The following is a 24,451-nucleotide window of genomic DNA, read 5'->3' on the forward strand; positions in this document are numbered from 1 at the left end:
GTAGGGGGACGCCCCGGCCCGGCGAGCTAACGATTCGGTCAGACGGCGACGGCCGTCCGCCGGTTCAGGGCCTTCTCCGCGAACGCGCCGAACGTCAGGCCCAGGGCCAGCCACAGCGTCGCCTGGGTGCCGACCGAGGCCGTGCGGAAGCTCCACAGCGTCGAGCCCGGGAACGTCGCCGGGACCTCGTCGACCGACGGCAGCAGCCAGGCCACCACGCCGATCACGACCAGGTAGCCCGCCGCTGCCAGGAGGAAGCCGTTCCACGCGCCCACTCGGTCCGCCAGCTTGCGGCCGGACACCGTGGCGAGGATGCCGACCAGCAGCGAGACCGCGACGAACCCGAAGTACAGCTCCGTCCGGGAACCGATCGTGCCCGGCTGGCCCACCGCGGGCGGGTTGGCCGGGTACTTCAGGAACGGCACCAGGAACACCACGGCGAACGCGCCCGCCGTCAGGAGCAGCGCCGTCAGCCGGGGGCGCAGGGTGCCCAGCCGGCCTTGGGCGAACGCGAAGGCCAGCGACAACAGCCCGCCGATCGCGACGCCGTACACGAGCACGCCGGTCAGCAGGCCGAGGGTGCTCTGGATGTCGCGGGGGACGAGCTCCTCTTCGTGGTCTTCGGCAGGCGCAGGAGCCGAAGCGTCGTGGGAATGCGAGTGGCCGCCGCCGGATTCTTCGAGGCCGATGGCCGCGTTCACCGACGGCTCACCGAAGGCGTAGGCGAACCCGAACGCAAGCACACCGGCGATCAGGCCCGCGAGCATGCCGCGGACCAGCAAGGTCTTCATCATGGGAGTGCGTGCCCGCCGATCAGTGGCAGGGGAAGGCCAGCAGGTGCCGGCCGTCGTGCACGAACTCGTGGACGTAGGAGTTCGCGAACACCGCCGTGGCGCCCTGCTCGGCGCTCACGAAGTAGAGCGCGATCAGCGCGAGGAGCACCACGAACACCGCCCACGGCACGATCTCACGGATCGGGATGCGGATCGGGAGCGGAACGGCGGGAGCTGCCGTCTGGGTCATGAGTGGCCTCCTCGGGCTTTCGCGGCCTCATCGGGGTCGGTCACGAGGGTCCGGGTCTGGCTTCCCCCTGGCGGGGGTCACAGTGGCGCGACCGCGCGGACTTGCACCGCGTTCCGGAATCTCCTCGTCTGGCCGGTTGAGCGTAGGTCCGCCGTTCCGGCCCCGTCAATGAGGCTTATTCAGCCGTCGGCCGCCGCATGGCATCCGTGATGCCTCGCGACCTGCGTGGGGGGCGCGGCGGCCTGACCAGAATAAGCCTCAAATGTGACAATGCCGCGGTGACTCGAATGGTGGCCGCCCTGGACGTGGGCGGGACGACGATCAAGGCCGCGTTGCTCGACGAGCAGCTGCAGCCCAAGGCGGCGCTGCGCGCGGAGACGGCGCGCGGCGCGGACGGGACGGCGCTGGCCGCGCAGACCGCGGACATCGTGGCCGCGCTCGCCGAGCAGGCGGGCACCGGGCAGCCGGCGGCGGTCGGGGTGGTGGTGCCGGGGATCGTCGACGAGCAGACCCGCGTCTGCCACTTCTCGGCCAACCTCGACTGGCGCGAGGTCCCCTTCGGCGAGCTGCTGGAGGACCGGCTCGGGCTGCCGGTCGCGTTCGGCCACGACGTCACCGCGGGCGGCATCGCCGAGTTCCGGGTCGGCGCGGGCCGGGGCGCGACGAACGCGGCGTTCATCCCGGTCGGCACCGGGATCGCCGCCGCGCTGCTGCTCGACGGCCGGATCCACCGCGCGCACGGCCAGGCCGGCGAGGTCGGGCACATCGACGTCGGCCACCCGGGCCGGTGCGGCTGCGGCGCGACCGGCTGCCTGGAGGCCATCTCGTCGGCGGCCGCGATCGCCCGCCGCTACACCGAGCGCACCGGCCGCCCGGCCGACGGCGCCCGCGAGGTCGTCGAGCTGGCCCGCCGCGGCGACGAGGTCGCGGTCACCGTGGTCCAGGACGCTCTCGACGGGCTCGGCCACGGGATCCGGACGCTGCTGACGCTGCTCGGCCCGGAGGTGATCGTGCTCGGCGGCGGCCTCTTCACCGCGGCCGACTACGTGCTGGAGCCGGTGCGGGAGTGGCTGGCCGCGCACCTGACGTTCCAGAAGATGCCGGAACTGCGGATCGCCGAGCTGGGCGACGAAGCCGGGCGCCTCGGCGCCGGGCTGCTCGCGTTCGACCTGCTGGGGAACTGACGCCGGAGGCCACCACCGGGCGGACCGGTGGTGGCCTCCGTCCCCCCCCCGGGATCAGAGTGAACGCAGGAACGCCAGCGACGGCATGAAGAAGTACTCGCCGCCCCGCACGGTCACCGCCTGGGGGACCGGCTCGGCCGTCCGCTGCGCCGAGCCGCCCCAGTCCACGGTGTAGTCCGACGCCGCGCGCTCGCCCTGGCCGATCACCGGGTCCAGGCCCGGCGTGACGCCGTTGACCCGCGGGAAGCCCGGGTTGTCCGCCCAGAGCGCCTGGGTGAACTCGAACTGGTTGTCCAGCACGGAATTGAAGGCCATGAACAGCAGCCCGACCCCGCCGCTCGGCCGGGCCGCGGGCGGCACGTCGGCGTTCGGGTCGTCCGGTCGCTCCCCGTAGGTGACGCCGCGGCGGGCCATCAGGTGCCGCCGCTCGCCGTCCGGCTGCTCGGCGCCGCCGGAGCCGCGCGGGTTCGTCTTGCGGATGTGCGCCTGGAACGGGCACTTCAGCCCGTCGCGGTCGCTGTCGTAGGTGAAGTTGTTGGACACCGGGCTTTCCGCGCCGTCTTCCCGCTGGGTGGTCAGCGGCGTGCCGTCCTCGAAGCGGCCGATGAGCATCGCCCCGGCCCGCTCGCGGTCGTCGCCGGTTAGGCCGAGCGCGTCGGCCAGATCCGCCTCCGCCTGCTTGAACCGCCGGACGTTCTGCTCCAGTTTGCGGAAAACGAAATAGCTGCCGAAATGCACGCCGGGATCCGGCGCCGCGGTGTCGGGAACCAGCACCTGGTCGAGCGGCGCCGCCGGGTTCCACACGTTGACGCCGTCGGTGTTGTTCTTTTCCGCGTCGACGTCTTCGGTCAGGAACAACGGCTGGCTCCGGCCGTCGACGTACCCGAAGTGCTCGATGCCTTCGCCGCGCGCGTTGACCCGGCCCAGCCCGGTCTCCTCGGCGAGCACCGCCGCCGAGTCCGGCAGCAGGCCGAGGATCTCGTTGCGTCGGGCTGTCGCCGCTTTGTCGGTGGCGTCGCCGACGAGCACGACGGCGTGGATTTCCCCGTGGTAGCTCGGATCGAACGTCGAACGCGGCGGGTCGTTCAGCTTCCGCCGCGTCGCCGGGTCCGTCATCCCGCGCAGGAACGCCTCGTCCGGCGGGATGTTCTCGACGCCCAGCGCACGGTAGCCGGCCGCGGTGAGCCCGACGCCGACGTACGGCGTCCCCGCCGCGCCTCCGGCCTTGAACGTGCCCACCTCGTCGAGGTGGTCCTTGGCGGACTTCATCTTCCCGGTGACCGAGACCAGGAAGGCCCGCGCCTCCGCCGCGTCCCCGAACGCGAGGAACAAAGCGGACAGGTGGTCGCGGACGTGGGCCTTGAGGATGTTCGGCTGCAGTTCGCCGAGCATCGTGGCGGCGTCACCGCTCGCAGTGGTCCAGGCCAGCGTGGTGGACAGATCGACACTCATTCCGGGTCCCCTCCCGTGTGAAAAAAAGCCCGCCTCTCGGCGGGCACCCGGCCGACCGGAAATTCCCCCCTCGGCCGACCGGGTCCCCTGACCACAGAATGCCGTGCGGAGGGCGGGGAGTGCCACCCGCCGGCCGGGTTCACACGAAAGATTAAGTTGAGCGCGAAATGTTTCGCCTGGGAAAGCAAAACGCGGGCCCCGGCCGGGGCCCGCGTTTCACTCGCCGTAACGGATCAGAACCACCACTGCGACTTGGCGCCCGCCATGAAGTCCCACAGCTGCATCCGCGTGCCGTTGCCACCGACCTGGCCCTCACCGGTCAGGTAGCGGTTGCTGGCGGGGTTCTGCAGCCGCAGGTAGCCCTCCGGGTTGACGGTGTCGAGCCACCACTGGTTCTTGCCGCCCGGGCTGTAGTCCCACAGCTGGACCTTCGTGCCGTTCTTGCCGATCGTGGTCAGGTCGGCCTCGAGGTACCGGCCGCTCTGCACGTTCTGGAAGCGGAGGTAGCCCTCCGGGTTCCGGGTGATGTAGAACGCCTGGTTCGCGGCGTACACGTTGCAGTCCCACAGCGCCATGATGGTGCCGTTGGCGTTGATCGTGTTCAGGTCCGCGTCCCAGCAGCGGCCGAACGCGGCCGACTCGATCAGGTACGCGTCGGCCTCGGCGACCTGGGCGCCCGCGACCCCGGCGGTGGACCGGTGCGCGGCCCCCACCTTCGCCGGCCGCAGCTTGATCCCCCCGGCGAGCGTCTGCACGGGCACGTCGGTTCCCTTGCCTTCGGTCTGCGCCGCGCCGGCCTGCGGAACGGCGACCAGCCCGAACAGGCCCGCCGCCGCGGCGACCGTCACCATCAGGCGCTTCATCTTCGTCATGGTTCCCCTTCTCGTCGCTTCACCAGTGACGACAACGGGAGAACGCAGGCGGCAACCGGCCCCGGGCCACTGTGGACCCGGCGCGTGGTGGTGCCGGCGAATCCCCCTCGTCGAGACCGTCAAACCCCCGAAAGCGGTCTCTCCGCCCATCATTCAGGGCGTTTCCGTCGTCGTCGAGGTCATTTCCCGGAGACGACAGAACGCAGGTCAGCGCTGTAACGGAACGAGATCGGGTGCCGATGGACGGGCAGACACCCGGGGGGGACGGTTGCGGATCGAACTGACGGTGCCGGACCTGATCCGCGTCGGGCTCGCGGCGGCGGCCGATCCGATGGGCGAGCTGACGGCGAGCCTGCAGGTCCTGCAGCGCCGCGACGGCGGCCGCAACGCGGCGTCGGCGGCGTTCAACCGGTGGCGCCACCGGGTCTGGCAGGGCCTGCCGGAATCGGCGTCGGTGCTGATGTGGCTGTGCCGCCCGGACGCGCCGGTCCCGGCGTTCCTGCTGCCCGCGGCGGGGCGCTACGACCTGGAGTCCGGGCTCGCCGCGGTGCTCGACGTCGAGCCGGTTGCCCTGAAGACGGCGTTGCGCACGGCTCCGGCCGGCCGCGATCTCCCGGCCTGGGCGGCCGCCCTGGCCGACGGCGACCCGGCGGGCCTGCCCCGGCTGGCGCAGGCGTTGCAGGACTACCACGACCTCGCCCTCACCTCGTGCTGGGACGTCGTGTGCGCCCAGGTGGACGCCGACCTCGGGATGCGCACGCAGGTGCTGCTCCACGGCGGGGTCGACGCGCTGCTGACCGGCCTGCGGCCGAAGGTGCGGTGGGCGGCACCGGTCCTGGAGACCGACGACCGCATCGCCGGGACGCTCCCGTCGGAAGGGACCGGGCTGCTGCTGGTCCCGACGTACTTTTCGGTGGGGCCGGCGCTCGTCCCGCCGTTCCCGGGAGGGACGCCCCGGCTGCACTACCCCTGCGTCCGCCAGGTCACCCACCCCGCGGGGCTCGCGGGGCCGAGCGCCCGGAAGGCGTCGGGGAACGCGCTGGCGGACCTGCTCGGGCCGACCCGGGCGACGGCGCTGGCGACGCTGGCGGTGGGGTGTTCGACGTCGGAGCTGGCGGCCCGGCTGGGGGTGACGCCGTCGGCGGTCAGCAAGCACACCGCGGTGCTGCGGCGGGCCGGGCTGATCATCACGCACCGCGAGCGGAACACGGTGCTGCATTCGCTGACCCCGCTGGGAAGCGCTCTCCTGGAGGGTTGAGTGTCCCTTGAGGACAGTCAACCCAGGGTGGCCGTCGCCGCCAGGAACTCCGCCAGCGCCTCGGCCGCCAGCGCCGCGAAGTCCCGCTCGACCCCCGGCTCGGTCCACCGCGCGAACGCCGTCCAGAACGCCAGCCCGCCGATCTCCGCGGCCAGTCCCGCCGCCGGGTCCGGTACCCCGCGCTCGCGCAGCGCCCCCGCCATCGCGGCCGTGAGCGTCGCGCGCTTGAGGAGGCCGCGCTCCCGCAGGTCGCGGTGGTCCGCCACCACGGCCTGGACCCGGCGGCCACGCTCCTGCCGCTCCGGCCCGAACTCCGCCGCCGCGGCCGCCAGGGCCGACCCGACCGCTTCGGCCGGGGTCGCGGACGCGGGCGCCGCCGTGACGGCGTCGGCCAGGATCCGGCTCAGCAGCTCCTGGCCCGCGAAGAGGACCTCGCGCTTGTCCGGGAAGTGACGGAAGAACGTCCGCTTGGTCAGGCCGGCCCGCTCGGCGATCTCGGCGACCGTCACGTTGTCGTACCCGTGCTCGCCGAACAGCTCCAGCGCGGCGTCCAGCAGTCGCTCGCGCGTGTTCGGCTCCCAGCGGCTCATGCCCCCCAGCCTAGGGGGTGACACCCGGTGTCATCACGGTGCTAGGCTTATGGCACCAAGTGTCATAAGGAGGCTCTCATGCGTGTGTTCGTCACCGGCGCGTCCGGCTGGATCGGCCGGGCCCTCGTGCCCGAACTCGTCGGCGCGGGTCACGAGGTCGTCGGGCTGGCGAGGTCGGACGAAGCCGCCGCGACCGTCGCCGCCCTCGGGGCCGGCGTGCTCCGCGGCGACCTCACCGACCTCGGCGTCCTGGAAGAAGGCGCGAACGGCGCCGATGGCGTCGTCCACCTGGCCTTCGGGCACGACTTCAGCCGGCTGGACGACGCGATCCGGACCGACGCGGCCGCGGTGGCCGCACTGGGGGCGGTGCTGGGCGGGAAGCGGTTCGTCGCCGCCTCGGGGACGCCGATGGTGCCCGGGCGCGCAGCCACCGAGGACGATCCCGCCGTCTTCGCGGGCCCGGTGGCCGGCCGCGCGGACATCGCCCGGGCCGTCCTGCAGACGGCGGAGCGCGGGGTGCGCGCGTCCCTCGTGCGGCTGCCGCGCTCGGTCCACGGCGAAGGCGACGCCCACGGGCTCGTCGCGCACCTGATCGCCCTCGGGCGTGAGAAGGGCATCGCCGCGTACGTCGGCGACGGCACGCAGCGCTGGCCCGCGGTGCACGTCCTGGACGCCGCGCACCTGTTCCGCGTGGCGCTGGAGGAGGCCCCGGCGGGCGCGGTGCTGCACGCGGTGGGCGACGAGGGGGTGCGGATCCGCGACGTCGCCGAGGTGGCGGGGCGCCGGCTCGACCTGCCGGTCACGTCCGTGGCCGCCGAGGAGCTCGGGTTCCTCGGCGGGATCCTGGCGTTCGACCAGCCGGCCTCCAGCGAGCGGACCCAGCGGCTGCTCGGCTGGCGCCCCACCCGGCCCGGCCTGCTCGACGACCTGGAAAAGGGTTACTACGACTGAGAAAGTGGTACAGCGCCGGCGGAGGTGGCGACAGTGACACCTCCGCCGGCGCCGGGTCCTACGCGATCGGCCGGTCCGTCGGCGCGATCGGGCGGGGCAGGACGTCGCGGCCGGTCAGGTAGGCGTCGACGCCGGCTGCGGCGCTGCGGCCCTCGGCGATCGCCCAGACGATCAGGGACTGGCCGCGGCCCATGTCGCCGGCCACGAACACGTTGTCCAGGCTCGTCTTGAACGCCTTGTCGCGGGCCACGTTGCCGCGCGCGTCCAGCTCGACGCCCAGGTCCTCGAGCAGGCCCTGCTTCTGCGGTCCGAGGAAGCCCATCGCCAGCAGGACGAGCTGGGCCGGCAGCTCGCGCTCGGAGCCTTCCACGGGGACGAACTTGCCGCCCTCGTTGCGGACCTCGACCAGCTTCAGCGCCCGGACGCGGCCGTCGGAGTCACCCAGGAACTCCTGCGTGTTCACTGCGTAGAGCCGCTCGCCGCCCTCTTCGTGCGCCGAGGACACCCGGTAGATCATCGGGTACGTCGGCCACGGATGGGCGTCCGAGCGCAGCTCCGGCGGCTTGGGCATGATCTCCAGCTGCGTCACCGAACGCGCGCCCTGGCGGTGCGACGTCCCGACGCAGTCCGCGCCCGTGTCGCCGCCGCCGATCACCACGACGTCGAGGCCCGCAGCGGAGTAAGGCGACTCGGAAAGCTCGCCCGAAGCGACCCGGTTGGCCGGCGGCAGGAACTCCATCGCCTGGTGGATGCCGTCGAGCTCCCGGCCGGGGATCGGCAGGTCGCGCCAGTCGGTCGCGCCGCCGGCCAGCACCACGGCGTCGTAGGACGAAGTCAGCTCGGCGGCCGAAACGTCCACGCCGACGTTCACCGACGTCCGGAACTCCGTCCCCTCGGCGCGCATCTGGTCGAGGCGCCGGTCGAGGCGGGACTTCTCCATCTTGAACTCGGGGATGCCGTAGCGCAGCAGCCCGCCGATCTTGTCGGCCCGCTCGAGGACCACGACGCTGTGGCCCGCGCGCGTGAGCTGCTGTGCCGCGGCCAGGCCCGACGGGCCGGACCCGACGACCGCGACCTTCTTGCCCGTCAGGGCGACCGGCAGCTGCGGGGTCACCCAGCCCTCGTCGAAGGCCCGGTCGATGATCGAGATCTCGACCCGCTTGATCGTGACCGGGTCGTCGTTGATCCCGAGCACGCACGCCGTCTCGCAGGGCGCCGGGCACAGCGTCCCGGTGAACTCCGGGAAGTTGTTGGTCGCGTGCAGCCGCTCGATGGCCTGCTGCCAGTCCTCGCGCCAGGTCAGCGTGTTCCACTCGGGGATGAGGTTCCCGAGCGGGCAGCCCTGGTGGCAGAACGGGATGCCGCAGTCCATGCAGCGGCCGGCCTGCTTCTGCAGCTTCGTCGTGGCGAAGTCCTCGTAGACCTCTCGCCAGTCCATCAGCCGGAGATCGACCGGACGCCGCTTCGGCTCTTCGCGGGTGGTGGTCAGAAAGCCCTTGGGGTCAGCCATGTGCGGCCTCCATGATCGCCTCGTTCACGTCGCGCCCGTCGCGCTCGGCCTGCACCTGGGCGGCGAGCACGCGCTTGTAGTCCTTCGGCATGACCTTCCCGAAGCGGTCCATGCCCGCGTCCCAGTCGGCCAGCAGTTCCCGCGCGACCGCGGATTCCGTTTCGTCGTAGTGCTTTTCCAGGGTCTCGCGCAGGAAGTCCGCGTCCTCGGAGTCGAGCGGGTCGAGGTCGACCATCTCCGGGTTGACGCGGTGCGCGGGCAGGTCCAGCACGTAGGCGATGCCGCCGGACATGCCGGCCGCGAAGTTGCGCCCGATCGGGCCGAGCACGACCATCCGGCCGCCGGTCATGTACTCGCCGCCGTGGTCGCCGACGCCTTCGACGACGGCCAGCGCGCCCGAGTTGCGCACGCAGAACCGCTCGCCGACCTTGCCGCGGATGAAGATCTCGCCGCTCGTCGCGCCGTAGGCGATGACGTTGCCCGCGATGATCTGCTCCTCGGCGACGTAGGAAACGTCCTTCGGCGGCCGCACGATCAGCCGGCCGCCGGAGAGGCCCTTGCCGACGTAGTCGTTGCCGTCGCCGTAGAGCCGCAGCGTGATGCCCTTGGGCACGAACGCGCCGAACGACTGGCCCGCGGTCCCGGTGAAGGTGACGTCGATGGTGTCGTCCGGCAGGCCTTCGCCGCCCCACCGCTTGGTCAGCTCGGACCCGAGCATGGTGCCGACGGTCCGGTTCACGTTGCGGACGGGGAGTTCCAGCCGCACCTTGTCGCCCGAGTTCAGGGCACCCTCGGCGAGCTGGATCAGCGTGTTGTCCAGGGCCTTCTCGAGGCCGTGGTCCTGCAGCGTCTGCTGCAGCCGCAGGCCGGCCGGGGCCATCTCCGGCACGTGGAAGATCGGCGACAGGTCGAGCCCGGCCGCCTTCCAGTGCTCGATCGCCTTGCGCTTGTCGAGGAACTCGGCGTGCCCGACGGCCTCGGCGATCGACCGGAAACCCAGCTCCGCCAGGTACTCGCGCACTTCCTGGGCGATGAACTCGAAGAAGTTGACGACGTACTCGGCCTTGCCGCTGAACTTCTCGCGCAGCTTCGGGTTCTGCGTCGCGACGCCCACGGGACACGTGTCCAGGTGGCAGACGCGCATCATGATGCAGCCCGACACGACCAGCGGCGCGGTCGCGAAGCCGAACTCCTCGGCGCCGAGCAGCGCCGCGATGATGACGTCCCGGCCGGTCTTGAGCTGGCCGTCGGTCTGCACGACGATCCGGTCGCGCAGCCGGTTGGCCAGCAGCGTCTGCTGCGTCTCGGCCAGGCCGAGCTCCCACGGGCCACCGGCGTGCTTGATGGACGACAGCGGCGACGCACCCGTCCCGCCGTCGTGACCCGAGATGAGCACGACGTCGGCGTGCGCCTTGGAGACGCCCGCCGCGACCGTGCCGACACCGACCTCGGACACGAGCTTGACGTGGATGCGCGCGTTCGGGTTGGCGTTCTTGAGGTCGTGGATCAGCTGGGCGAGGTCCTCGATCGAATAGATGTCGTGGTGCGGCGGCGGCGAAATCAGGCCGACACCCGGCGTCGAGAACCGCGTCTTCGCGATCCACGGGTACACCTTCGCGCCGGGCAGCTGCCCGCCCTCGCCGGGCTTCGCGCCCTGCGCCATCTTGATCTGGATGTCGTCGGCGTTGACGAGGTACTCGCTCGTGACGCCGAACCGGCCGGACGCGACCTGCTTGACCGCGGAGCGCCGCTCGGGATCGTAGAGCCGCTCCGGGTCTTCGCCGCCCTCACCGGTGTTCGACTTGCCGCCGAGGCGGTTCATCGCGATGGCCAGGGTCTGGTGCATCTCCATGGAGATCGAGCCGTAGGAGATGGCGCCGGTGGCGAACCGCTTGACGATCTCCGAGACCGGCTCGACCTCCTCGATCGGCACCGGGGCACGCTTGCCGTACTTGAAGTCGAACAGGCCGCGCAGCGTCAGCAGCTTCTCGGCCTGGTCGTCGACGGCCTTCGTGTACTCCTTGAAGACCTCGTACTTCCCGGCCCGCGTGGAGTGCTGGAGCTTGAACACCGTCTGCGGGTTGAACAGGTGCGGCTCGCCTTCGCGCCGCCACTGGTAGTCCGCGCCGGTCTCCAGCTCGCGGTGGGCGGCCCGGACGCCGTCGGCCGGGAACGCGTACTTGTGCCGCTTCGCGACCTCGTCGGCGAGCGTCTCGAAGCCGACGCCGCCGAGGCGGGACGTCGTGCCGGTGAAGCAGTTCTCGATGACCTCTTCGCCGAGCCCGATCGCTTCGAAAATCTGTGCGCCGGTGTAGGACGCGACCGTCGAAACGCCCATCTTCGACATCGTCTTGCGGACGCCCTTCCCGAGCGCCTTGATCAGGTTCTGCGTCGCCTGCTTCGGCGTTACGCCGGGGATCAGGCCCTGGTGGGCCATCTCCTCGACGGTCGCCATCGCCAGGTACGGGTTGACCGCGGCGACGCCGTAGCCGATCAGCAGCGCGATGTGGTGCACCTCGCGCGCGTCGCCGGCCTCGACGATCAGGCCGACCTGCGTGCGCGTCTTCTCGCGGACGAGGTGGTGGTGCACCGCGCCGGTCAGCAGCAGCGAGGGGATCGGCGCGTGGTGCTCGTCGACCCCGCGATCGGACAGCACGATCAGCCGCGCGCCGTCCTCGATCGCCTCCGACACCTCGGTGCGAATCTCGTCGAGGCGCTTGATCAGCGCGTCGCCGCCGCCGTGCACGTTGTACCGGCCGAGCACGGTGACCGCCTGGAACTCCGGCAGGTCGCCGTCGTCGTTGACGTGCACCAGCTTGGCGAACTGGTCGTTGTCGAGCACCGGGAACGGCAGCACGATCCGGCGGCAGCTGGCCGCGTTGCCGTCCAGGAGGTTCGGCTCGGCGCCGATCTGGGTGCCGAGCGCGGTGACGAGCTCCTCGCGGATGGCGTCCAGCGGCGGGTTCGTGACCTGGGCGAACAGCTGGATGAAGTAGTCGAAGATCAGCCGCGGCCGGCTGGACAGCGTCGCGATCGGCGAGTCGTTGCCCATCGAGCCGATCGGCTCCGCGCCGGTGCGGGCCATCGGTTCGAGGATGGCTTCGAGCTCTTCCTCGGTGTAGCCGAACGCCTGCTGGCGGCGCACGAGCGCGGCGTGCAGCGGGACCTCGCGGTCGCGCTCGGGCAGGTCTTCGAGGTGCACGAGACCGGCGTCGACCCACTCGTCGTACGGGTGGGCGGTGGCCAGCTCGGTCTTGACCTCTTCGTCCTCGATGATCCGGCCTTCGACGGTGTCCACGAGGAACATCCGGCCGGGCTCGAGGCGTCCCTTCCGGACGATCGTCGCCGGGTCGATGTCGAGCACGCCGACCTCGGAGGCGAGCACGACGAGGCCGTCGTCGGTCACCCAGTACCGGCCGGGGCGCAGGCCGTTGCGGTCCAGGACCGCGCCGATCTGCGAACCGTCGGTGAAGGCGACCAGCGCCGGGCCGTCCCACGGCTCCATCAGCGTCGAGTGGAACTCGTAGAACGCGCGCCGCGCCGGGTCCATCTCCTGGTGGTTCTCCCAGGCCTCCGGGATCATCATCAGGACGGCGTGGGGCAGCGAACGGCCGCCGAGGTGCAGCAGCTCCAGGACCTCGTCGAAGCTCGCCGAGTCGCTGGCGCCGCGGGTGATCACCGGGTAGATCCGCTTGAGGTCGCCCGGGACCAGGTCGGTCTCCAGCAGCGCCTCGCGGGCGTCCATCCAGTTGCGGTTGCCGCGCAGGGTGTTGATTTCGCCGTTGTGCGCCACGTACCGGTACGGGTGGGCCAGCGGCCACGACGGGAACGTGTTGGTGGAGAAGCGGGAGTGCACCAGGCCGATGGCGCTGGTGACGCGCTCGTCGGTCAGGTCGGCGAAGAAGCGTTCGACCTGCGGCTCGGTGAGCATTCCTTTGTAGACGATCGTGCGCGAGGACAGGGACGGGAAGTACACGTCGTCCTCGACGAGCTCGTGCTCGGCGCGCTTGCGGACGCAGAACGCGCTGCGCTCGATGTGCAGCGGGTCCGAATGCTCCGGCTTCGGGCGGCGCGCGGTGAGGAACAGCTGCGTGAAGTGCGGCATGGTCTCGGCCGCGGTCGGCCCGCAGTGCTCGGTGTGCACCGGCAGCTCACGCCAGCCGAGGACGCGCATGTCCTCCTCGGCGGCGATGCGCTCGATGGTCGTCATGGCCCGGCCGCGGCGCTTTTCGTCCTGCGGCAGGAAAGCCGTGCCGACGGCGTAGGTGCCCGGCTCGGGGAGTTCGAAGTCCACGACCTCGCGGAAGAACTCGTCCGGGACCTGGATCAGCAGGCCGGCGCCGTCGCCGGTGTCCGGTTCGGCGCCACGAGCCCCGCGGTGTTCCAGGTTGCGCAACGCGACCAGGGCCTTGGCGACGATCGCATGATCTCGGCGCCCGGTCAGGTCGGCGACAAAGGCGACACCGCAGGCGTCGTGTTCGTAGTCGCTCCGGTAGAGGCCCTGGGCCTCGGCGTTGCTGAGCTGCTCCCCGGACGGGGGCAGGGAACTGGCACGGTGGGTCACGGCTGGCCGCCTCCCAAGGCGTTGGCGCGACCGGTACTCACTCCATCGAGTGGTTCAAGCTGAACCGGTTAACGAAGTGGTCCGGTACCGCGATGGTCAGTCGAGAACGGTTGCTCTGCTCGAGGTGCAAGATGCCGCGAGGTACCGGCCGAGCGGCGGTGCTCGGAAACCTGGACGCGGAGCATCTGGGAGGCCGCACAACACTGGGCAGCCGAACATGTCGGGTGCTGCGAGCGCGCACAAGCCGGCCACTGTGGTGGGGGCCGTCCGGAGCGCGCGGTGTTACTCCCGGGTTCGCCGGGTCTTATGACGATAGTGTGAATTCGCTGTTATCGACATACGTCGTTGCGCCCGGGTGGGAAATGCCACGCTGGCGTTGACGGGCCCGGGGGTAGTCCCATATGCCGGGCCGGCGCTCCCGAAAAGCGGGCTGATACCTTGCTGACCTGCGGAAACGTCCGTCCGAAGTGGTCCGGGGCGGCTGCCGGGCCCCGGTTGCGGGGTGGGAAGCTGGGTGCATGGCGGACTGGCCCGATGACTGATCGTTATCTCTCCGTGGCTCGCGAAGCGGTCCACGAGATCGAGATCAAGCGCTCGCGGTTCCTCTGCGCGCTCGCCCCGGTGACGTCGGAGGCGGCCGCGCGGGAGTTCATCGCCGGTCGCCGGCGCGCCGATCCGGGTGCGCGGCACCACTGCCACGCGTTCGTTTTGGGGCCGGACGGGCGAACCCGGCGGTCCAGTGACGACGGCGAACCGGCCGGCACCGCAGGCACGCCGATGCTGGAAGTGCTGCGCCGGCGTGAGCTGACCGACACCGTCGCGGTGGTGACACGCTACTTCGGCGGCGTGCTGCTCGGCGCGGGCGGGTTGATCCGCGCGTACGGTCAGTCCGTTTCGGACGCTCTGGAAGTTGCCGGTGTACTAGAACACCGGCGTCTCAGCCTCGTCGAGGTGGCGGTGAGCTACGACCGCGCGGGCCGGCTGGAGAACGACCTGCGCGCGTCGCCCTACCTGCTCCACGCGACCCGGTTCGACGAGCTGGCCCGGTTCGAGATCGGGCTGGCGCCCGGGGAGGCGCCGGCGTTCGAAGGGTGGCTGGCCGACCTGACGAACGGCGAGGCGGCGACGACCGGGCTCGGCGACCACGACCGGGCTCGGCGACCACTGGGTGGTCCACCGCCGCTGACTGGTCCGGTCGCGGATCGGTTGGCGCGCAACGAACTTTCGGAGCTACCGCCGGCGGTCCCTTCCGTGGCACCATGTCCTGCCACCGAGTTCCGGTACCACTTCGATCCCCTGGACGTTGCCGGCGCGGCGCGAGCCGCGCTGACAACGTTGTCACCACTCGTTCTGCTTGCCCGACAACGTTGTCGCCCGGCGGAAGCGTGCGACAAGGAGAGGAAGGGTCATGTCCAGACCACTGGCCAGACGGGTGCGCGCGGCCGCGCTCGCCGCGGTTTTCCTGGGGGCGGGGCTCGTCGCCCCGGCCGCCGGCGCCGCGTCGCTCGCCCTCACGCAGTACGTGAATCCCTTCATCGGCACGGACAACAGCAACTCGCCCAACCCGGTGCCCGGCGGTGCCGGCGGCAGCACGTACCCCGGCCCCGTCGTGCCGTTCGGGATGGTGCAGTTCAGCCCGGACACCCCGACCGCGTCCCCGTCCGGCTACCGCTACAGCGACACCAGCATCGAGGAGTTCAGCCTCACCCACTTCAACGGCGCCGGCTGCGCCAACAACGAAGACCTCGGCCTGCTGCCGATCACCGGAGCGATCGGCACCTCGCCGGGCACCGGCTGGACCGGGTACGCGGGCCGCTACACGAAGGCGAACGAGTCGGCCGCGCCCGGCTACTACAAGAACAAGCTCGACACCTACAACACGACCGTCGAGCTGTCGGCCACCCAGCGGACCGGCTCCATGAAGCTGACCTACCCGAACACGACGTCCGCGCGGCTGCTGGTGAACACCGGCCGCAGCGCCACCGGCAGCCGCAACGGGTCGATCAGCATCAACGGCAGCCAGCTCACCGGTTCGGTGACCGGGGGCGGCTTCTGCGGCTCGTCGAAGACGTACCAGATCTTCTACGTGATCCAGTTCGACCGGGCGCCGAGCGGGTTCGGCACCTGGCTCGGCGGCACGGTCAGCGCCGGGTCCGCGAGCACCAGCGGCACGAACTCCGGCGGGTACGTCACCTTCGACACCTCGGCGAACACGACGGTGCAGGCGAAGGTCGGCATTTCGTTCGTCAGCCTGGCCAACGCGCAGGCGAACCTCGCCGCGGAGAACCCCGGCTTCGACTTCGCCGGCATCCGCGGCGCGGCCGACGCGAGCTGGAACTCCGTCCTCAACCGCGTCCAGGTGACCGGCGGCGCGGCCGACGACCTGCAGAAGTTCTACACGGCGCTCTACCACGTGTTCCAGAACCCGAACGTCGCCAGCGACACGAACGGCCAGTACCGCGGGTTCGACCAGGCGATCCACACCGCGTCCCACACCGTCTACCAGAACTACTCCGGCTGGGACATCTACCGCTCGTGGGCCGCGTTGATCGGGCTGCTCGCGCCGAACGAGGCGAGCGACATCGCGAAGTCGATGGTGCTGGACGGCCAGCAGGGCGGGCTGCTGCCCAAGTGGTCGCACAACAGCAACGAGCACTTCGTGATGACCGGCGACCCCGGGCCGATCATCGTCGGCAGCATGTACGCCTTCGGGGTCCGCGGGTTCGACACCGCGGCGGCGCTGACCCTGATGGACAAGAGCTCGAACGGCGGCACGGCGCAGGGACAGGCGATCCGCGGCCGGGAAAGCGGCTACCTCAGCCGGCACTACGTCTACGAAGACCCGTCGGACTCCCTCGAATACTCGGCGTCGGACTTCGCCATCGCGCAGTTCGCGAAGTCGCTCGGTGACACCGCGAAGTACACCACCTACATGCAGCGCGCCCAGTGGTGGCAGAACGTGTTCGGCACGGACTCGGGGTACGTCCAGCCGCGGGGGAGCGACGGCACCTGGGCGTGGCCGGTCGTGCCGTCGAGCAACAGCGGCTACACCGAGGGCAACCCGTCGCAGTACACCTGGATGGTGCCCTACAACTACCAGGGCGTGCTCAACCTGATGGGCGGCCGCCAGACCGCCGTCCAGCGGCTGGACCACCACTTCACCCAGCTCAACGGCGGCCTCACCCAGCCGTACTTCTACATCGGCAACGAGCCCGAGCACGGCGTGCCGTGGGCGTACAACTACGCCGCCCACCCGCAGGGCACGAGCTCGGCGGTGCGGCGCGTGATGAACGAGTCGTTCACCACCGGCGCGGGCGGCCTGCCCGGCAACGACGACCTCGGCGCGACGTCGGCGTGGTACGTCTTCGCCGCGCTGGGGATGTACCCGGCGACGCCGGGCGCGGACGTCCTGGCGCTGCACGGCCCGCTGTTCCCGGCGGTCTCGATCAGCCGGCCGTCCGGGACCATCCAGATCACCGGTAGCGGTGCCGGCCAGGGCGCCCAGTACGTGCAGAGCGTGAGCGTCAACGGCGTCTCGACGACGAAGTCGTGGATCCGCTACGGCGACATCGCGGGCGCGTCGACGCTGAGCTACTCGATGGGCTCGTCGCCGAGCGCCTGGGGCACCGCGGTGTCCGACGTCCCGCCGTCGTACAACGACGGGTTCACGCCGCCGGCCGCGGCGCCCGAGCTCGGGACGAACCTCGCGCAGGGCAAGGCGGCCACGGGCTCGGCCAGCTGCAATTCGGCCGAGACCGCGGACAAGGCGGTCGACGGCAGCCTGGCGGGCAACAGCAAGTTCTGCAGCACGGCGGCGACGAAGTTCCTGCAGGTCGACCTCGGGTCGGCGCAGAACGTGTCGTCGTTCGTGGTCAAGCACGCCGGCCTCGGCGGCGAGACCACCGGCTGGAACACGGGCGCTTTCACGATCCAGACGTCGACCGACGGCTCGACGTGGACGACCGTGGCGTCCGTGACCGGCTCGCGGGCGAGCCGCACGTACCACCCGATCACCACCCGATCGGCGCGGTACGTGAAGCTCAACCTCACCACGCCGGCGAACAACGGCAACGGCGCGGCGCGGATCTACGAGTTCGAGATCTACCGCTGACCCACCGGCCGTGAAGGGGCGAGGCGGGCTCTGACCCGTCTTGCCCCTTCACGACCCGGCGGACCACTCCTCGCGGGTGATGGCGTACTCGACTTCGCCGTGCTCGCTGCCCGGGGCGCGCTCGTGCTCCGGGAATTCTTCGAAGTACGTGCGGATGAACCGCATCCCCAGCTTTTCCATCACCCGGCGCGACGCCTTGTTCACCGTCATGGTGAACGCCGTCACCTTCGTGACCCCCAGTTCGGTGAAGCCCTTCGCGAGCAGTGCCGCCGAAGCTTCGGTGCCGTAGCCCATGCCCCAGGCCCGCTGGTGCAGCCGGTAGCCGAGTTCCGGCTCGTCCGGCGGATCACCCGGCCGCGGCCGGAAATGGAACCACCCCAGGAAATCACCGGTGCGTTTCTCGATCGCCGCCCAGAACCCGTAACCGGGGAAACGCTCGTAGTAACCGAGGAACGCGGGAAGATCCAGGGTGACGATCTCGGCGCGGTCGGCCGGCTGTCCCCCATTGAGGTACTTCATGACGGCCGGGTCGTCGTAGAGCTCGAAGAGCGCGTCGGCGTCGTTCTCGGTGAACCGGCGGAGGATCAGCCGCTCGGTTTCGAGGAATACGTGCATCGGGTGATGCTGGCAGTAACCCCAGTGTGTGGCAACGTGATTACGCGGCGACGGCGAGGACCTCGTCCAGCGCCCGCGAGCCGGCCTCGGTGAGCAGCGCGGGCACGCGCTCGCCGCACTTGCCGGGGTGCGCGGGTGCGATCAGGCCGAGCCGGGCGAGCCGGTGCACGGTGGACTGGTCGCAGCAGCTCAGGCCGTCGATGAACAGGTCGGGCTCGCAGCTGCAGCTGATCTCGGCGTGGCCCCCGGCCACGGCTCTCAACGTGGCCCGCTCACGATGGTTCAATGCGGTGATCATGGCGGTGCCTCCTTCCCTTCGAACTCATTAGACGCCTCGCCACCGACAGTTTCCGCCTCCGAGCGTGCGAACCCGGGTATTTCAGGGGGACACGTAGGGGTGGCGTGTCGTGCCTTGACAGGGGTACCCCTACGGGAGCGGTTCAAGCGTCGTCTTGCGCAGGTGCCGGAAAACGATCGAGGTCCGGAACCCGACGATCTCGCGGCGCAATGCCAGCCGGTCGGTCAGGAATGCGTGCAGCGCGTCGATGTCCGGGGTGGTGACTTCGATCAGGAAATCGTCGTTTCCCGCCGTGACGTATACCGAGAGCACCTCCGGCAGTTCGGCGATCGACCGCTGGAAGGAATCGATCACCGCCCGGCTCAGCGGCCGCACCTGCGCCGTGACGAGCGCCCGGACGCCGCGGTTGAGGCTCGCCAGGTCGACGTCGGCGTGGTAGCCGCGGATGACGCCGCGTTCGCGCAGCAGCCGGATCCGTTCGAGGCACGTCGAAGGCGCGATGCCGACCTTCCGGGCGATGTCCCGGTTGGTCTGGCGGGCGTCCTCCTGCAACAGCCGCACGATCGCCGAATCAAGTTCGTCCAGCACCGGATCCGCTCCCTCCTCGCCGAATTTCGTTCGGCAACCAAGCTTGGCTGCCGGTTGTCACTCTAACTTCGGCGCTCATGACCGCACATGAGCAGCTCGTAGCCCGCCGGGGCCGTCGATCCGGCATCACCACGATGGTCGCGATCCACTCGACCGCGCTCGGCCCCGCCGTCGGCGGCTGCCGCTTCAAGCCCTACGGCACGCTCGAAGAAGCCGTCGGCGACGTCCTGCGCCTCTCGGCCGCCATGACGGCCAAGTGCGCCGTCGCCGGGCTGGCGTTCGGCGGCGGCAAGAGCGTGATCGCGCCCGAGCCGGGCCGTGTCCTCTCGCCCGAGGAGCGCCGGGCCGTCCTGCTCGACCACGCCGACCTGATCGCCGAGTTCGGCGGCCGCTACCAGGCGGGACCGGACGTGGGCACCGGGCCGGCCGACATGCTGGTGCTCCGCGAAGCCTCGCCGTACGCGTTCTGCACGCCCGAGTCCGCGGGCGGAACCGGTTCCTCCAGCGGCCCGACCGCCCTCGGCGTGCTGGCCGCCCTCCGCGCCGCGACCGGCTCGGCGCCCATGGCGGGCCGCCGGGTGGTGATCAGTGGCTACGGCTCGGTGGGCGCCCACCTCGCGGCGAGCCTGCAGGCCGCGGGCGCCGGCGTCGTCGTCTCCGACATCGACCCCGGCAAGCGGGCGTACGCCGAAAACCTGGGCCTGACCTGGGCCGAGCCGGAGAAGGCGCTCACCCTGACGGCCGACGTGGTGATCCCGGCGGCGGTCGGCGGCGTGCTCGGCCCGGAGACGGTGGCCCGGCTCGACACGCCGCTGGTCGTCGGCCCGGCCAACAACCAGCTCACCGCCGACGCCGTCGCCGACGACCTGGCCGCCCGCGGCATCCGGTGGATCCCGGACTACGTGGCGAGCGCGGGCGGCATCTTCTACACGCTCTCGCGCGAAGCCGAGGGCCTCGGCCACGAGGCCGCGCTGGCCCGCGTCGAGACGATCGAGGACACCGTGCGCAGCATCCTGGCCGCAGCCGAGGCCAACGGAACCACCCCGCTGCGGGAGGCGGCCGCGCTGGCCGGACGCCGGCTCGCCTCCGGTGCGGGATCCGCGTGAGTGGTGGGTCGCGCCGCTGTGGGAGGCGGCCGCGCTGGCCGGACGCCGGCTCGCCTCCGGTGCGGGATCCGCGTGAGCGGTGGGCCGCACGTCGCCGCAGGAGGCAGCTCACTTGCCGTCCGATGGGGTGAATGAACCCGTTCAGTGCCCTCCGGCGGCCTGCCGGAGGGCACTGAACACCTCGGGCGCCGTCGTGCACTCGCCGAGGCGGACCGGCTTGCGGTCGCCGTGGAAGTCGCTCGACCCGGTGACGAGCAACCCCAGGTCCGCGGCCACCTCCCGGAGCCGGTCGCGGACCTGGAGCGGCTGCTCCGGGTGATCCGCCTCGAGCCCGGCGAGCCCGGCGTCGCGGAGGGCCGCCAGCTGCGTGTCGGACACCGAAGCACGCCGCTTGACCGAGCGCGGGTGGGCCAGCACCGCCACGCCCCCGGCCGCGCGGACCAGCGCGATCGCGTCCACCGCGGCCAGGACGTGCTTCGGTACGTCGGCCCGGCCGCCGTCGGCGATCCAGTCCGGGGTGAAGGCGTCGGTGATGCCCGCCGCGGCCAGCGCCGCGGCGATGTGCGGACGGCCGAGCGGGGCGCCCCCGGCGATCGTCCGGACCTGCGCGAGGGTGATCGAGGCGCCCAGCTCGCGGCAGCGCTCGACCATCCGCACCCCGCGGCGGTCCCGGTCGGTGCGGATCAGCTCCAGCTCGGCCGCCAGTGCCTCGTGCCCGGGGTCGACGAACAGCCCCAGCAGGTGCACCTCGGCGTCGTCGAGCCGGCACGAGATCTCGACCCCGGTGATCACCTCGACGTCCGCGGCGGCGGCGGTGGCCGCGGCCAGGCCCGCGAACGTGTCGTGGTCGGTGAGGGCAACCGCCGTCAGCCCCGCCCGGGCGGCCAGCCGCGGGAGTTCGGCGGGCGGCGTCGTCCCGTCCGAGGCCGTGCTGTGCGCGTGCAGGTCGATCGTCATGCCGCGGATCGTCGCACGGGTTCGCCGCGGCGGTGCCCCGTCGACTTGAATGGAGGGGTGGAGATCCTCACCGACGCCGCCACGCTCGCCCTGTACACGACCGACGCCTCCAACTACCGGCACGTGCCCCGCGGGGTGGTGCTGCCGGAGTCCGCCGACGACGTCGTCGCCGCGGTCGCGGCCGCCCGGGAGCGTGACCTGCCGGTGATCGCGCGCGGCGGCGGCACGAGCGTGGCCGGGAACGCGTGCGGGCCCGGCCTGGTCATCGACACCTCGCGCCACCTCGGCGGGGTGCTCTCGCTGGACCCGTCCGCGCGGCTCGCGCGCGTGCTGCCGGGGACGGTGCTCGACGACCTGCAGGCGGCCGCGGCGCCGCACGGCCTGCGGTTCGGGCCGGACCCGTCGACGCACAGCCGCTGCACGCTCGGCGGGATGATCGGCAACAACGCGTGCGGCTCGCACTCGGTGGCCTGGGGGCGCACGGTCGACGTCGTCCGCTCGCTGGAGGTCCTGCTCTACGACGGCACGCGGCTGCGGGTGGGCCCGGACGAGCCTGCCGAAGGGCGGATCTTCGACGAGCTGCGCGCGCTCGTGCGCGACAACCTGGCGTTGCTGCGCAAGGAACTCTCGACGTGGCCGCGGCGCGTGTCGGGCTACGGGCTCGAACACCTGCTGCCGGAGAACGGTTTCGACGTCGCCAAGGCGCTGGTCGGCAGCGAGGGCACCTGCGTGACCATCCTCGAAGCGACCGTTTCGCTCGCCGAGCTGCCCCGCGAGCGGGTGCTCGCGGTGCTCGGCTTCCCCTCCGACATCGCGGCGGCGGACGCGGTGCCGTCGATCCTGCCGTGGTCGCCGCTGACCGTCGAAGGGGTGGACGCCGAGCTCGTCGCGATGCTCCCCGGACGGTCCGGCGACCTGCCGCCGGGCGGGGCGTGGCTGTTCGTCGAGCTGGCCGGCGACGACCCGGCTTCGCGGGCCCGGGACCTGGCCGCGTCGCTCGACCTGACGGGGTTCGCGATCCTCGACGACCCGGCCGCGCAACGCCGGCTGTGGCGCATCCGCGAGGAGGGCGCCGGGCTCGCGACCCGGCTCGCGGACGGCTCGGAGGCGTGGCCGGGCTGGGAGGACGCCGCCGTCCCGCCCGAGCGGCTCGGCGCGTACCTGCGCGAGTTCAAGGACCTCATGCGCGCGCACGGCCGTCGCAGCGTGGTCTACGGCCACTACGGGGAAGGCTGCCTGCACCTGCGGCTGGACTTCGACATGCTGTCGCCGGGCGGGATCGCGGACTTCCGGCGGTTCCTCGAGGAGGCCGCGGACCTCGTGGCCGCGCACGGCGGCTCGCTGTCCGGGGAACACGGCGACGGCCAGGCGCGGTCCGAGCTGCTGTCCCGGATGTACAGCCCGGAAATGCTGGACGTCTTCGCGCGGTTCAAGGCGATCTTCGACCCGGCCGGGCGGATGAACCCCGGGATACTGGTGGCGCCGCGGCCGATCGACGCCGACCTGCGCGTGCGGTCGACGTCGAAGTCCTTCGAGGACCGTGTGTTCCTGGGTTACCCGGAGGATCGGGGCAACTTCGGGCAGGCGATGCGGCGCTGCGTCGGGGTGGGGAAGTGCCGCAACACCAGCGGCGGCGGCGTGATGTGCCCGAGCTACCGGGCCACGCGCGAAGAGAAGCATTCGACGCGCGGGCGCGCGCACCTGCTCGCGGAGATGCTCAACGGCGAGGTCATCACGGACGGCTGGCGCTCCACCGAGGTCCGCGAGGCCCTCGACCTGTGCCTGTCCTGCAAGGGATGCCTGTCGGACTGCCCGGTCGACGTCGACATGGCCACGTACAAGGCCGAGTTCCTGCACCAGCACTACCGGCGGCGGCTGCGTCCGGCGTCGCACTACTCGATGGGCTGGCTGCCGCTGTGGCTGCGGCTCAGCGGTTTCGCTCCCCGCCTGGCCAATCTGGTGGGCCGGTCCCGGTTGGCGGGCCTGGTGAAACGGCTCGGCGGGATCGCGCCGGAACGCGCGTTGCCTACGTTCGCGCCGGCCCCGTTCACGGCGTCGCGCGCGGATCTCCGGCGCCGGGCGTCCGGGGAGCGCCGGGTCGTGCTGTGGCCGGACTCGTTCAACAACTACCTGACGCCCTCGGTGCTCGACGCCGCGTACGAAGTGCTCACCGCGGCGGGCTACGACGTCGTGCTGCCGGACCGCGGAGTCTGTTGTGGACTGACGTGGGTGTCGACGGGTCAGCTCGGCGTCGCGCGACGCGTCCTGGACCGGACGCTTTCCGTGCTGGCGCCGTACCTGGAGGACGGCTACGAGGTGGCGGGCCTGGAACCCAGCTGCACGGCACTGTTCCGCGGCGACCTGCCCGCGCTCATGCCGGGCGACGCGCGTGCCGCACTGCTGGCGTCGCGGACGTTCACGTTCGCCGAGCTGCTGGAGCGCGCCCCGATCCCGTTCGCGGCGCTCGACGTCGACGCGATCACGCAGGTGCACTGCCACCAGCACGCGGTCCTCGGCTTCGGCGCGGACGAGTCGGCGTTGGCGGCCGCGGGCGTCCGGAACACCACCCTGGACTCCGGGTGCTGCGGCCTGGCGGGCAACTTCGGCTTCGAGCGCGGCCACTACGACGTCTCCAAGGCGGTCGCGGAGGACCGGATGCTGCCCGCGATCCGTGCGGCCGCCCCGGACACGGTGGTGGTGTCGGACGGCTTCAGCTGCCGGACGCAGATCGCCCAGGAGTCGGGCCGGACGCCGGTGCACCTGGCGGAGCTGCTGCGCCGCGCGCTGCCGTGACTATTCGGTGCGCTCCAGCAGCGTCCTGGTCGCGGTCAGGACGAGCCGGACGATGTCGCCGGGGTCGGCGCTGGCCAGCGGTTCCTTGCCGGTGATCTCGCGGACCAGCGCGATGCCCATCAGCCAGGCGAGCGCGAGGTCGGCGCGCAGGGCGGCGTCCGGGGCGTCGGTCAGCGTGGCGAGCACGCGAGCGTACTCGCGGCCGACCTCCTGGCGGATCGCGGCCGCGACGCCGTCGCTGCCCGACGAGCGCAGGTACGTCTCCAGCGCCCGGTTCCGCTGGCCCTCGGGGTCCAGCATGCTGCGCAGCGACGTGCTGAAGAGCCGCTCGGGCGGGGTGGCGGCCAGCTGCTCGCGCCCGGACCGGGCGATGACCTCCTCGAACAGCGCTTCCTTGCTGCCGAAGTAGCGGAACAGCAGCGACTGGTTCGCGCCGGCGAGCTTGGCGATGTCCCGCACGGTCGTCCGGTCGAAGCCGCGGTCGGCGAACAGCTGCGCGGCGGCGTCCAGCAACGCCCGCCGCGTCGCGGCCGCGTCCCGTCTGCGGCCGGCCTGTTCCGTCATCGGACGAGGCTAACC

18 protein-coding genes and 1 pseudogene are annotated in these 24,451 nt (G+C 71.6%); 7 read left to right on the forward strand and 12 right to left on the reverse strand.

Annotated features, from left to right (window positions below; translation table 11 throughout):
* Nucleotides 1-38: 38 nt before the first annotated feature.
* Together C2L59_RS25275 and C2L59_RS25280 are read right to left on the reverse strand one after the other, a co-directional pair.
* On the reverse strand, nt 39-794 hold the full coding sequence (locus tag C2L59_RS25275; RefSeq protein WP_103351993.1) for a CbtA family protein: 756 nt from the start codon (nt 792-794) through the stop codon (nt 39-41).
* 19 nt (nt 795-813) lie between these two features.
* Entirely contained in the window at nt 814-1,023 is a 210-nt protein-coding gene (locus C2L59_RS25280; protein ID WP_013228805.1) for a CbtB-domain containing protein, read from the reverse strand.
* A gap of 287 nt (nt 1,024-1,310) precedes the next feature.
* On the opposite strand from C2L59_RS25280, the gene C2L59_RS25285 reads away from it, so the two are divergent.
* Nucleotides 1,311-2,207 carry an ROK family protein gene (locus C2L59_RS25285; protein WP_103351994.1) on the forward strand — a complete coding sequence of 299 codons (897 nt, stop codon included), beginning with the start codon at nt 1,311-1,313 and terminating at the stop codon, nt 2,205-2,207.
* A gap of 54 nt (nt 2,208-2,261) precedes the next feature.
* Here C2L59_RS25285 and C2L59_RS25290 read toward each other — a convergent pair whose 3' ends face one another.
* Nucleotides 2,262-3,659 (reverse strand): Dyp-type peroxidase, encoded by a 1,398-nt coding sequence (locus C2L59_RS25290; protein WP_103351995.1) that lies wholly within the window; start codon nt 3,657-3,659, stop codon nt 2,262-2,264.
* A 233-nt stretch (nt 3,660-3,892) separates the two neighbouring features.
* Complete coding sequence (locus tag C2L59_RS25295; RefSeq protein ID WP_103351996.1) at nt 3,893-4,531, reverse strand: RICIN domain-containing protein; 639 nt, start codon at nt 4,529-4,531, stop codon at nt 3,893-3,895.
* 268 nt (nt 4,532-4,799) lie between these two features.
* Here C2L59_RS25295 and C2L59_RS25300 point away from each other — a divergent pair, with 268 nt between their 5' ends.
* A complete protein-coding gene (locus C2L59_RS25300; RefSeq protein ID WP_103351997.1) occupies nt 4,800-5,789 on the forward strand; it encodes a helix-turn-helix transcriptional regulator in 990 nt (329 codons plus the stop codon).
* A gap of 17 nt (nt 5,790-5,806) precedes the next feature.
* Here C2L59_RS25300 and C2L59_RS25305 read toward each other — a convergent pair whose 3' ends face one another.
* Nucleotides 5,807-6,379 carry a TetR/AcrR family transcriptional regulator gene (locus C2L59_RS25305; RefSeq protein WP_103351998.1) on the reverse strand — a complete coding sequence of 191 codons (573 nt, stop codon included), beginning with the start codon at nt 6,377-6,379 and terminating at the stop codon, nt 5,807-5,809.
* Nucleotides 6,380-6,457: 78 nt separating this feature from the next.
* On the opposite strand from C2L59_RS25305, the gene C2L59_RS25310 reads away from it, so the two are divergent.
* Nucleotides 6,458-7,330 carry an SDR family oxidoreductase gene (locus tag C2L59_RS25310; protein ID WP_103351999.1) on the forward strand — a complete coding sequence of 291 codons (873 nt, stop codon included), beginning with the start codon at nt 6,458-6,460 and terminating at the stop codon, nt 7,328-7,330.
* A 58-nt stretch (nt 7,331-7,388) separates the two neighbouring features.
* Here the strand turns inward: C2L59_RS25310 and C2L59_RS25315 are convergent, their stop codons facing one another.
* Together C2L59_RS25315 and gltB are read right to left on the reverse strand one after the other, a co-directional pair.
* Nucleotides 7,389-8,840: a glutamate synthase subunit beta gene (locus C2L59_RS25315; protein ID WP_103352000.1), complete on the reverse strand. Its 1,452-nt coding sequence runs from the start codon at nt 8,838-8,840 to the stop codon at nt 7,389-7,391.
* Nucleotides 8,833-13,404: a glutamate synthase large subunit gene (gltB, locus tag C2L59_RS25320; protein ID WP_103352001.1), complete on the reverse strand. Its 4,572-nt coding sequence runs from the start codon at nt 13,402-13,404 to the stop codon at nt 8,833-8,835. The genes C2L59_RS25315 and gltB overlap by 8 nt, the downstream gene beginning before the upstream one ends.
* 534 nt (nt 13,405-13,938) lie before the next feature.
* Here gltB and C2L59_RS25325 point away from each other — a divergent pair.
* Together C2L59_RS25325 and C2L59_RS25330 are read left to right on the forward strand one after the other, a co-directional pair.
* Nucleotides 13,939-14,547: pseudogene (locus C2L59_RS25325) on the forward strand (YigZ family protein); the annotation flags it as partial.
* A 265-nt stretch (nt 14,548-14,812) separates the two neighbouring features.
* Nucleotides 14,813-17,515: a GH92 family glycosyl hydrolase gene (locus C2L59_RS25330; RefSeq protein WP_103352002.1), complete on the forward strand. Its 2,703-nt coding sequence runs from the start codon at nt 14,813-14,815 to the stop codon at nt 17,513-17,515.
* A 48-nt stretch (nt 17,516-17,563) separates the two neighbouring features.
* Here C2L59_RS25330 and C2L59_RS25335 read toward each other — a convergent pair whose 3' ends face one another.
* The 3 genes from C2L59_RS25335 to C2L59_RS25345 form a co-directional block, all read right to left on the reverse strand.
* A complete protein-coding gene (locus C2L59_RS25335) occupies nt 17,564-18,130 on the reverse strand; it encodes a GNAT family N-acetyltransferase (protein ID WP_103352003.1) in 567 nt (188 codons plus the stop codon).
* Nucleotides 18,131-18,170: 40 nt separating this feature from the next.
* Nucleotides 18,171-18,428 carry a hypothetical protein gene (locus C2L59_RS25340; RefSeq protein ID WP_199199249.1) on the reverse strand — a complete coding sequence of 86 codons (258 nt, stop codon included), beginning with the start codon at nt 18,426-18,428 and terminating at the stop codon, nt 18,171-18,173.
* 129 nt (nt 18,429-18,557) lie between these two features.
* Entirely contained in the window at nt 18,558-19,013 is a 456-nt protein-coding gene (locus C2L59_RS25345) for an Lrp/AsnC family transcriptional regulator (protein ID WP_103337692.1), read from the reverse strand.
* Between the two features lie 80 nt (nt 19,014-19,093).
* On the opposite strand from C2L59_RS25345, the gene C2L59_RS25350 reads away from it, so the two are divergent.
* On the forward strand, nt 19,094-20,122 hold the full coding sequence (locus C2L59_RS25350; RefSeq protein ID WP_103352005.1) for a Glu/Leu/Phe/Val dehydrogenase dimerization domain-containing protein: 1,029 nt from the start codon (nt 19,094-19,096) through the stop codon (nt 20,120-20,122).
* A gap of 141 nt (nt 20,123-20,263) precedes the next feature.
* On the opposite strand, the gene C2L59_RS25355 is transcribed toward C2L59_RS25350, so the two are convergent.
* The gene (locus C2L59_RS25355) at nt 20,264-21,079 is read right to left on the reverse strand and encodes a PHP domain-containing protein (RefSeq protein ID WP_103352006.1); all 816 of its coding nucleotides are present in this window, start codon (nt 21,077-21,079) and stop codon (nt 20,264-20,266) included.
* 57 nt (nt 21,080-21,136) lie between these two features.
* Between C2L59_RS25355 and C2L59_RS25360 the strand changes: the two genes are divergently transcribed.
* On the forward strand, nt 21,137-23,872 hold the full coding sequence (locus C2L59_RS25360) for an FAD-binding and (Fe-S)-binding domain-containing protein (protein ID WP_103352007.1): 2,736 nt from the start codon (nt 21,137-21,139) through the stop codon (nt 23,870-23,872).
* Here C2L59_RS25360 and C2L59_RS25365 read toward each other — a convergent pair whose 3' ends face one another.
* Nucleotides 23,873-24,436, reverse strand: a complete 564-nt coding sequence (locus C2L59_RS25365) for a TetR/AcrR family transcriptional regulator (protein ID WP_103352008.1) — start codon at nt 24,434-24,436, stop codon at nt 23,873-23,875. It lies immediately after the preceding gene.
* Between the last annotated feature and the right edge of the window lie 15 nt (nt 24,437-24,451).

Source organism: Amycolatopsis sp. CA-128772, assembly GCF_002904295.1.
Lineage (GTDB): Bacteria > Actinomycetota > Actinomycetes > Mycobacteriales > Pseudonocardiaceae > Amycolatopsis.